The 10,747-nt window shown below is 38.9% G+C and carries 8 protein-coding genes, 2 tRNA genes and 2 rRNA genes (1 of these 12 only partly in view); all 12 read left to right on the forward strand.

What is annotated here, in order from left to right:
• The first annotated feature begins 149 nt into the window (after nucleotides 1–149).
• Entirely contained in the window at nucleotides 150–1,040 is an 891-nt protein-coding gene (porG, locus tag IX38_RS03455; protein WP_034701553.1) for a type IX secretion system protein PorG, read from the forward strand.
• A gap of 5 nt (nucleotides 1,041–1,045) precedes the next feature.
• Nucleotides 1,046–1,795 carry an isoprenyl transferase gene (locus IX38_RS03460; protein ID WP_034701555.1) on the forward strand — a complete coding sequence of 250 codons (750 nt, stop codon included), beginning with the start codon at nucleotides 1,046–1,048 and terminating at the stop codon, nucleotides 1,793–1,795.
• 26 nt (nucleotides 1,796–1,821) lie between these two features.
• Nucleotides 1,822–4,359 (forward strand): outer membrane protein assembly factor BamA, encoded by a 2,538-nt coding sequence (gene bamA, locus IX38_RS03465; RefSeq protein WP_034701557.1) that lies wholly within the window; start codon nucleotides 1,822–1,824, stop codon nucleotides 4,357–4,359.
• An 8-nt stretch (nucleotides 4,360–4,367) separates the two neighbouring features.
• Nucleotides 4,368–4,922 (forward strand): OmpH family outer membrane protein, encoded by a 555-nt coding sequence (locus IX38_RS03470; RefSeq protein ID WP_034701761.1) that lies wholly within the window; start codon nucleotides 4,368–4,370, stop codon nucleotides 4,920–4,922.
• Between the two features lie 68 nt (nucleotides 4,923–4,990).
• Complete coding sequence (locus IX38_RS03475; protein ID WP_034701559.1) at nucleotides 4,991–5,494, forward strand: OmpH family outer membrane protein; 504 nt, start codon at nucleotides 4,991–4,993, stop codon at nucleotides 5,492–5,494.
• A gap of 63 nt (nucleotides 5,495–5,557) precedes the next feature.
• Complete coding sequence (locus IX38_RS03480) at nucleotides 5,558–6,043, forward strand: acyl-CoA thioesterase (protein WP_034701561.1); 486 nt, start codon at nucleotides 5,558–5,560, stop codon at nucleotides 6,041–6,043.
• 48 nt (nucleotides 6,044–6,091) lie between these two features.
• Nucleotides 6,092–6,955 carry a dTDP-4-dehydrorhamnose reductase gene (rfbD, locus tag IX38_RS03485; RefSeq protein ID WP_034701563.1) on the forward strand — a complete coding sequence of 288 codons (864 nt, stop codon included), beginning with the start codon at nucleotides 6,092–6,094 and terminating at the stop codon, nucleotides 6,953–6,955.
• A 1-nt stretch (nucleotide 6,956) separates the two neighbouring features.
• Complete coding sequence (locus tag IX38_RS03490) at nucleotides 6,957–7,640, forward strand: hypothetical protein (protein WP_051884428.1); 684 nt, start codon at nucleotides 6,957–6,959, stop codon at nucleotides 7,638–7,640.
• A 567-nt stretch (nucleotides 7,641–8,207) separates the two neighbouring features.
• Nucleotides 8,208–9,724, forward strand: a 16S ribosomal RNA gene (locus IX38_RS03495).
• A 222-nt stretch (nucleotides 9,725–9,946) separates the two neighbouring features.
• Nucleotides 9,947–10,020, forward strand: a tRNA-Ile gene (locus tag IX38_RS03500).
• A gap of 87 nt (nucleotides 10,021–10,107) precedes the next feature.
• Nucleotides 10,108–10,181, forward strand: a tRNA-Ala gene (locus tag IX38_RS03505).
• 158 nt (nucleotides 10,182–10,339) lie between these two features.
• Nucleotides 10,340–10,747 (forward strand): 23S ribosomal RNA (locus IX38_RS03510); it runs 2,354 nt beyond the window's last position.
• The 16S and 23S rRNA genes sit together here with 2 tRNA genes alongside, the layout of an rRNA operon.

Raw genomic sequence — 10,747 nt, forward strand, 5'->3', positions numbered from 1 at the left:
AGAATATTTTTGCCACTTTGCCGTTTACTTTATAACAAATTATGTTTTTTTGTTTATTTTTAACTATACATTAAGAATATCATTAATATAAAAATGTTTTATATTTGCAAAAATTAAATTTTAAAATAACCATAAATCCATATTCTTTTATGAATAAAAAATTATTGTTTAGCTTTCTTGCCTTCCTTGGAGTGGTAAGTGTTAAAGCACAAAGAAACGAATTGGGAGTTCGTCTGGGAATGAGTAACCTAGTTGGAGACATAGGAAGGACCAATTATATTTTACAAAAGCCGTTGGATTTAGACAGAATGTCAGATTGGGGGTTCCCTTTTTATGGTGGTTTATTATATAGATTTAATTTTAACCCGCACCAGACCGTTAGATTGGATTTAGGCTACAACCAGGTCCAGTTCAGCGATAAAGCTGCGAAAGAGGAATATAGAGTGAACAGAAATTCATACGGAAAAAATAACGTATACGAAGCAAGTTTAATGTTCGAATACAACCTTTTCCCTGTCAATAATGAACAGGTAAGTATGGTGAGTCCTTATATCTTCGGTGGTATAGGTGCTTTAGTGTTTGATGCTCCTAAAGCTAATCTTGTAAACGATTTTAGAAGAGATGCAGATGGAGTGGCGCAGGCTCCTCTTAACGAACAGGATTTTAAAAGTACTGCGGAATATACATTAGGAAAAAAAGTAACGATGCATATTCCTTTTGGGGTAGGCTTGAAATATAAGTTCAATCATAATTGGGCTATATTTGCAGAAGCTACGTTCAGATATACACTGACAGATCAGCTGGATCACAGCAGGTTGCTTTCAAAAGATCTGACGTCCAGCTTTAATGCAGATATTTTAGATCCTTCTACAGGCGGTTCGCTGCTGCAGTCAGGAAACTATTATGCGGTCTCTAAAGAAAGAGAGCAGGAACTTCTTAACAAAAGAAATATAGGAGATGAAAGGTCTAAGGACTGGATGAATACGGTTAGTTTAGGGCTTACCTATTCATTCGGAAGACCTCCATGCTATTGTGATTAATTAATATGTCGTTGATTAAAGATAAAATAAATTCTAAGAATTTACCGAAACACATCGCTATCATTATGGATGGCAATGGGAGATGGGCAAAAACCCGTGGCGAAGAAAGAACTTTTGGTCACAGAAATGCCATTAATGCAGTAAGAAATGCCATTAATGCCTGTAATGAGATTGATATACCCTATTTAACGCTGTATACATTTTCTTCTGAAAACTGGAGCCGTCCTGCAAATGAAGTAAGTACACTGATGAATCTGCTGGTAGAGACCTTATTGCTGGAGGCTGAAGAAATCTTTAGCAAAGGACTCAGGATGCATGTTATAGGAAACCTTGAAAAGCTTCCTCCTCTGGTGAAAGAACAGCTTGAACGTGTAATGGAGCTTACAAAAGAAAACACAAAAGGCAATTTAGTGCTGGCAATAAGCTACGGTTCACAAAATGAAATACTGAATGCCGTAAAAAGCATCAGTTCCGATGTGAAAGAAGGAAAAGTTGATGTGGAGAATATTGATGAAAAATTATTCGAAAATTACCTTTATACAAAAGACTTTCCTCCCGTAGACCTACTGATCAGAACCAGCGGAGAAATAAGAATAAGTAATTTCCTGCTTTGGCAGATCGCCTATGCGGAATTACAGTTTTTAGATATCCTATGGCCGGATTTTACAAAAGACATCTTCTTCCAGTGTATTGTTGATTATCAGAATAAAGAAAGACGATACGGCTTAACTGGCGATCAGATAAATGCCCAATAAATTAAAGAAAAGAAAGACTCGATAAAATGAAGTTTAGACTATTACCCATCATAATGTTTGCTGCTTCGGCGCATTTTTATGGACAAGTAACTCCTCAGGACAGCACTAAAGTAAATAATGCTGTACACGCAGAAAATGAAGCAGGAACTTACACTCTTAAAGACATCGTTGTAGATGGGGTAAAAAAATATACGCCGGCACAGATCTTACGATTTACGGGCTTAACCAAAGGTGAGGCCGTAGATATTCCGGGACAGAAGATCAGCAACGCTGTTAAAAAGCTTTGGGATACCCAGTCTTTTTCAGAAGTTGAAGTGTATGTACAGAGCATTGAAGGGCAGACCGTAATTCTGAGATTCTACCTTGAAGATCTTAAAGAACTTGGAGAAGTAAAATTCGCAGGGAGAGGGATCGGTAAATCTAAAAACGAAAAGCTAATCAAAGACAACAATCTAAAGCCTGGAACAAAAATCACCCAAAACCTGATCTCTAGCCTTAAGACAAAAGTCCCTCAGGATTATGTGAAAAAAGGTTTTGCTGATGCGAAAATTACCATTCAGGATAAAGTGAATGCCAATGATCCGTCTATGGTAGATTGGACCATCAATGTAGAAAAGGGCAAAAGAATAAAAATTGACCATATCGAATTTGAAGGCAACCAAAGCGTTACAGATGCAAAGCTTAGAAAAAAAGCCTTCAAAGAAACCAAACAGAAAAGATTTGGGATCGGCGGAATCCTAAAATCTTCAAAATTCATTGAACAAAAATATCAGGAAGACAAACAGAGTCTTGTTAACTACTATAACTCTTTAGGGTATAGAGATGCCAAGATTGTTTCGGATTCCGTGTGGAGAAATAAAAGAAACAATTACGAAATCAATGTAAAGCTTAGTGAAGGTAAAAAGTATTATATCGGGGATGTTACATTTACCGGGAATACCGTTTACTCTACAGAATATTTACAGAGATTGTTAGGATACAAAAAAGGAGATATTTACGATGCCGTTGGTTTCAACAAAAAAGTTGGAGAAGATGGAGGTAAAGAAGATGACTCAGATATCAAATCTGTGTACATGAATAACGGTTACCTTTTCTCTAACGTAACACCGGTGGAGAAATCCGTATCAGGAGACAACGTAAATCTGGAGATCAGAATTAATGAAGGAGAACAGGCAACCTGGAATAAAGTAACCTGGCAGGGGAATACAACTACCCATGACCACGTTGTTCTTAGAGCCTTAAGAACAAAGCCGGGAGAACTTTTCAAAAAAACTGAAATTAAAAGAACTTACTTCGATCTGGCAGGTATGTCCTTCTTTGATCCACAGCAGGTAGGACAGGATATTCAGCCGAATCAGCAGGATAATACCGTAGATATCAACTGGAAGCTGGTTGAAAAAGGTTCATCTCAGGTACAGTTACAGGCAGGTTACGGAGGTAACAGCTTTATCGGGACCTTAGGTCTTACGTTCAATAACTTCTCACTGAAAAACTTCCTTAAATTTAAAGACTTTAAGCCGGTACCACAGGGAGATGGCCAGACTTTGTCTATTCAGGCACAGGCAGGTCAGTATTTCCAAAACTATGGGATTTCATTTACAGAGCCATGGTTATTCGGAACAAGACCTACTGCTCTTTCAGTAAGTTTAAATACCTCAAGAGTAAAATACAGTGACAGTAGCGGAAATGATCAGAAGCTTAATATCTTCTCGGCATCGGTAGGTCTGAACAGACTACTGAACTGGCCGGATGATTACTTCTCATTATATACAGGATTACAGTTCCAGAAATATACCTTCAAAAACTATCCGTTCCAGTTTGGAGATACTACAGAATACTATGGTGATGCCAATAACTTAAGTTTAAACTTAGGCTTAAGCAGAAACTCAGCAGGTATTGACCCTATCTTCCCGACAATGGGTTCAAATATCGAACTTTCCGCCAAACTGACTGCACCTTACTCATTGTTCAGCAATAAAGATTACTCTACAATGTCGCCGGTTGATAAATATAAGTGGATGGAATTCTACAAAATTAAGTTCAAGGCAGATGTATATAACGAAGTTGCAGGAAAACTTGTATTGAGATCCTCCGCTGAAATGGGATTCATGGATGGATATAACAAAAATCTTGGTGCTCCGCCATTCGAAAGATTCTATGTAGGAGGAACAGGTTTGTTCGGAGGTAGATATGACGGACGTGAATTGATTCCATTAAGAGGATACGAAAACGCTTCAACATATGGAGGAGAAGCTGGGGATATTACACAAAGAGGAGGAGGTACAATCTATAACAGATTTACACTGGAATTAAGATACCCGATCTCAATGAGCCAGACAGCTAAAATCTATGCACTTACCTTTGCAGAAGGCGGTAACGTATGGAACTCATGGAGTACATACAATCCATTCCAGCTGAAAAGATCAGTAGGTTTTGGAGTAAGAGTATATATGGGGGCTTTTGGTTTGATCGGATTTGACTTTGCTTACGGATTTGATAAAACAGTTTCAGGAACAGAACCTGCTGGATGGCAGCCTCACTTCCTGATGAACCAATCATTATAATCACACATATGAAGAACCTTAAAATCATTTTCACATTTGTATTGTTCCTGCTTTTCGGATTTTCAAACGCCCAGAAAGTTGGAATAGTGGATACAGGCTATATTTTGGATAAGCTGCCCCAATACAAAGAAGCAGAAGCAAGATTAAATTCACAGATCGATACCTGGCAGTCAGAACTTCAAAACCTGCAGTCCGAGTACGAAAGAAAAAAATCAGCATTTGAAAGTGAGAAAGTATTGTTGATAGGAGATCAGCTCAAGCTTAGAGAAAAAGAAGTAATGGATCTTGAGAAAAATATCAAAACCACAACAAGCCTACGTTTTGGAGCCAACGGCGAAATTACAAAACTGAGAACAAATCTGGTTGTACCCTTCCAGGATCAGATCTGGAGCGCTGTCAAAACTATGGCAGAGAAAAACGGATTGGGCACGGTTCTTGATAAATCGGATAACAATGTGCTTTTCCTTTTACCAAGATATGATTACACAGAGAAAGTATTAACGATTCTATTAAAAGGATCTTCATCTGATAAAAAAGAAAAGACAAGTAAAAGTAAAAAATAACTTTTTAAAATTAACTTTTACTTAAATTTAAAATCTAAAAACAAATTAAATTATTTATTTTACCAATTATGAAAAAATTAAGTGTATTATTTGCCGCGGTAATAATGGTTGTATCGGTAAGTATGGCAAAAGCCCAGAAATTAGCCTCTGTAGATTTAATGGGAGTTCTTAATGCAATGCCTGAAAAGAAAAAAGCAGATACTGACATAAAAGCTTTCTTAGATGCAAAACAAGCGGAAATTAAGAAAAAAACAGACGCTGCTCAAACTAAGTTTCAGCAATATCAGACTGAAGCTCCTAAAAAAACGGCTGAAGAAAACACTGCTAGAGAAGCAGAAATGAAAAAATTAGGAGAAGAAATCCAGCAAATGCAGGAAAAAGCTCAGAAAGACCTTCAGGGTAAGCAGGATGTTGCTTTCGGACCTATCGAGAAAAAGCTGAATGATGCTATCGAAAAAGTAGCTAAGGCTAACGGATACGAGTTTATCCTCGATGCAAACTCCGGTGCATTTGTGTACAAAGGAGGTGCAGATGCTACAGCTGCTGTTAAAAAAGAATTAGGGATCAACTAATAAATTAACAAAGTTTTATAAATTAACCGCCTCTTTTAAAGGCGGTTTTTTTATTTTTGCGCTATGGAAAGAGAAGTGTCAACGACCGTAAAAGTAAGATTCAGCGATTGTGATCCTATAGGACATTTGAATAATGTAAAATATCTGGATTATATGTTCAATGCCAGAGAAGATCACGTAGAAACATTTTATGGATTCACATACGAAGAATATACCAAGAAAACCGGATGCACCTGGATTGCCATTCAGAATGAGATCGCTTATTTAAGAGAAGTAAGATATAATACTCAGGTCGTGATCAGCAGCAAAACCATAGAAGTTCAGGACAGAACAGCTAAAGTGGAAATACTGATGAAAAGCCTGGATGAAAAAACAGTTCATGCCGTACTGTGGGTTACCGTGATTTATTTCAATCTTAAAACAAGAAAATCTGAAATTCACCCCGAAGATATAAAAGAAACCTTCCATAAGTTCTATGTAGAGCTTGAGCAGAAGGATTTCCAGCCTAGAGTGAAGTTTTTAAGATCTCAGAATGCAAAAAATTCATGATCAGCTGATACATGAATGATGTGTCTCCAATAAATAATAAAATTACAGATGAAAAAAATAGCAGTAATAGGAAGTAATGGACAGTTGGGTAACTGTATCAGAAAAATTGCACCCGATTTTGAAAATACGTGTGAATTCATATTCACAGATTCTCAGATTCTGGATATTACAGACGAAAATCAGGTCAATGACTTCTTTTATGATAACAAACCGGATTACTGTATCAATGCTTCGGCATACACAGCCGTTGACTTAGCCGAAAAAGAAAGAGAAAAAGCATTTGCTGTAAATGCGGATGGCGTTGCCTATCTTGCCCAAGCCTGTGCAGATCACAAATGCATCCTGATCCATGTTTCCACCGACTATGTGTTTGATGGAGATACAAACCTTTCCTACTCAGAAGATGATTTTACCAACCCCACCGGAGTATATGGCGAGTCAAAAAGGAAAGGAGAGGAACTTGCTCTCGAAATCAATCCGAAAACCATTATTTTAAGAACCTCATGGCTTTATTCAGAATTTAATAAAAACTTTGTTAAAACCATGCTGAACCTCTTTGCTCAAAAAGACCAGCTCGGAATTGTTGCCGATCAGTTTGGGCAGCCCACCAATGCAAATGATCTTGCAGAAGCAATCATGAATATCATCGAAACCCCAAACAAAACTTTCGGTATTTTTCATTTTTCAAACTACCCGGAAACAACATGGTTTGAGTTCGCCAAAAAAATTGCTGAATTTTCAAACTCTTCAGTACAGTTAAATCCTTTGACCACCGATCAATACCCGACTCCGGCAAAAAGACCCGCCAGAAGCACCATGTCTTTGGATAAAATAGAAGAAGTATATAAAATAGAACTGAAACATTGGGAAAACAGCCTGGAAGAATCTGTCAAAATACTAATACAGCAATAATATGATCAAGAATCTTGCAGTTGCCTTTACCATATTCTGCGCCCATTTTTGTAATGCTCAGAATGTATACCTTTCAAAAGTTGAAAAAACAAACGACAATACAGATAAATTCCTCTATAGAAAATCTGAAAATACAACTGGTGCCGAATATTTAGGCGAAATTGAAGTCCAGGGATTCTCAAAAGATGATGCATCTGTTTTTTCATTAATATATAAGAAAGCAAAAGAAATTGGAGCTAACACTTTTTCATTTAAACCTTTTGAAAATATAGAGGGCACTTCTCAGCCTCTCAATCCTTCTAACTATAGAATGGCTCTATATTATACCCCCAAAGAAAAATTGATGGAACACAACGGGAAGCTGTACGTTTTTGCTTCCTCAGATAAAGATCAGAAGATTAACATTAATAAGAAGGATTACTTACTGTCACCCAGATCTTACCTTACTCTGGATATCGTACCGGGAGAAGTATATACCATATCTACAAAGAAACTCTTAGGTTCCACTATTAAGGTTCAGCCTAAAACAAATACGGAGAACCTTTACTTTCAGATTTCTTCTCTAAAAGTAAAATCTGATACTTCAGGAACAGGTGGTCTAAACCTGAAATCTGGAGATATTATAGGATTAGAAAAATCCTACGCAGAGTTTTTAAGCCTTGTATACATACAAAATAAGCAATAACAGTACTCTTGATAAGAAGGGGGACATGAAAATTAAACATTAGTTTAAAATTTTTCTCCTTGCATACCAATAGTTTACGGTTTAATATTACATAATCGTAAATTTTATGTTAAATAAGTTTGTTTTGTATGATGTTGTAGGCCTATCTTTGCCCCACTGAAAAACGGAAGTTATTTGGTAGCACAGAAGAGCTTTTAGATAAGCATTAACTATTTAATGAACGCTTACGGATATTAAAAAAGTCCCTTTAAATTTTTTAGAAATAAAAGTTGTGGGTTTTAAATTTTTTAGTATCTTTGCAGTCCGGTTAAACGGGGAGCAGGAGCGGTAAGATTGAGTGTTTTGGATGGATGTTAAGGTTACTTAAAAAACTTTAAATTTTCTTGATTAAACATTTGGTCATTTAGAAATAAATAATTACTTTTGCAACCGCAAATAAGGAACAGAACGACAGAGAAGCTTCCTTATAAATTGCGGAAAGAAAAAAGATCATTGACATACAATATACAACCAAGTAAGAAAAAAACTAAAGCGTAAAAAAAACTTTGAGTGGGTCAGGAAAAACATACAATGGAGAGTTTGATCCTGGCTCAGGATGAACGCTAGCGGGAGGCCTAACACATGCAAGCCGAGCGGTAGGTTTCCTTCGGGAGACTGAGAGCGGCGCACGGGTGCGGAACACGTGTGCAACCTGCCTTTATCAGGGGGATAGCCTTTCGAAAGGAAGATTAATACCCCATAATATATTTGATGGCATCATTAGATATTGAAAACTACGGTGGATAGAGATGGGCACGCGCAGGATTAGATAGTTGGTAGGGTAACGGCCTACCAAGTCAACGATCCTTAGGGGGCCTGAGAGGGTGATCCCCCACACTGGTACTGAGACACGGACCAGACTCCTACGGGAGGCAGCAGTGAGGAATATTGGACAATGGGTGAGAGCCTGATCCAGCCATCCCGCGTGAAGGACGACGGCCCTATGGGTTGTAAACTTCTTTTGTATAGGGATAAACCTTTCCACGTGTGGAAAGCTGAAGGTACTATACGAATAAGCACCGGCTAACTCCGTGCCAGCAGCCGCGGTAATACGGAGGGTGCAAGCGTTATCCGGATTTATTGGGTTTAAAGGGTCCGTAGGCTGATCTGTAAGTCAGTGGTGAAATCTCACAGCTCAACTGTGAAACTGCCATTGATACTGCAAGTCTTGAGTGTTGTTGAAGTAGCTGGAATAAGTAGTGTAGCGGTGAAATGCATAGATATTACTTAGAACACCAATTGCGAAGGCAGGTTACTAAGCAACAACTGACGCTGATGGACGAAAGCGTGGGGAGCGAACAGGATTAGATACCCTGGTAGTCCACGCCGTAAACGATGCTAACTCGTTTTTGGGTCTTCGGATTCAGAGACTAAGCGAAAGTGATAAGTTAGCCACCTGGGGAGTACGTTCGCAAGAATGAAACTCAAAGGAATTGACGGGGGCCCGCACAAGCGGTGGATTATGTGGTTTAATTCGATGATACGCGAGGAACCTTACCAAGGCTTAAATGGGAATTGACAGGCTTAGAAATAGGCTTTTCTTCGGACAATTTTCAAGGTGCTGCATGGTTGTCGTCAGCTCGTGCCGTGAGGTGTTAGGTTAAGTCCTGCAACGAGCGCAACCCCTGTCACTAGTTGCCATCATTCAGTTGGGGACTCTAGTGAGACTGCCTACGCAAGTAGAGAGGAAGGTGGGGATGACGTCAAATCATCACGGCCCTTACGCCTTGGGCCACACACGTAATACAATGGCCAGTACAGAGGGCAGCTACACAGCGATGTGATGCAAATCTCGAAAGCTGGTCTCAGTTCGGATTGGAGTCTGCAACTCGACTCTATGAAGCTGGAATCGCTAGTAATCGCGCATCAGCCATGGCGCGGTGAATACGTTCCCGGGCCTTGTACACACCGCCCGTCAAGCCATGGAAGTCTGGGGTACCTGAAGTCGGTGACCGTAACAGGAGCTGCCTAGGGTAAAACAGGTAACTAGGGCTAAGTCGTAACAAGGTAGCCGTACCGGAAGGTGCGGCTGGAACATCTCATTTTAGAGCGTTGAAGAACGTTAAACAAAATTAGTACAGCAATGTACATTGATTCTGCTTAAAGTAAAGCTTTAGTTTTTTATTTGGTTGCTATATAATATAAAAATACAAAACCCACTAGAAATTAGTATCAGGGAGAAAGAGATTTTAGAATTAGAAATTAGAAGTTAGTCGTTAGAAATTAGTCTAACATCTAAAATCTATCCTCTAATATCTAAATAATGAAGTCTCGTAGCTCAGCTGGTTAGAGCGCTACACTGATAATGTAGAGGTCGGCAGTTCGAGCCTGCCCGAGACTACTAATTGAAATAGAGGTTAGAACCTAGAAATTAGAAGTTAGTTTTTTACTAATCTCTAACTTCTAACGACTAACATCTTACCTAGAGGGGGAATTAGCTCAGCTGGCTAGAGCGCCTGCCTTGCACGCAGGAGGTCAAGGGTTCGACTCCCTTATTCTCCACAGTTTTGGAAGTTTGATTTAAAAGTTACGGATAGAGCCAAAAAACAATATTCGTTCATCAAGCTGAAAAGAAGACATTAAGATCATTGACATTAACGGTAAAAATATCACAAAGAGAAAACCAAGCGCATAGAAGCGCTTGAGTAACCAAAAATAGGAAAGAAATCGTTAAGGGCGTATGGCGGATGCCTAGGCTTTCAGAGGCGAAGAAGGACGCGGTAAGCTGCGAAAAGCTGCGGGGATTGGCACACACGAATTGATCCGCAGATGTCCGAATGGGGCAACCCGGCATGTTGAAGACATGTCACTCTAATTAATTAGAGAGCAAACCAGGAGAACTGAAACATCTAAGTACCCTGAGGAAAAGAAATCGAAGAGATTCCGTAAGTAGCGGCGAGCGAAAGCGGATTAGCCCAAAAGTCTTTATATATTTAAAAGAATGTTCTGGAAAGAACAGCCATAGAGGGTGATAGCCCCGTATTTGAAAGGTATATTTGGATGATAAATGAGTAGGGCGGGACACGTGAAATCCTGTCTGAATATGGGGGGACCATCCTCCAAGGCTA

It is taken from the genome of Chryseobacterium luteum, from assembly GCF_000737785.1.
In the GTDB taxonomy this organism is placed as follows: domain Bacteria; phylum Bacteroidota; class Bacteroidia; order Flavobacteriales; family Weeksellaceae; genus Chryseobacterium; species Chryseobacterium luteum.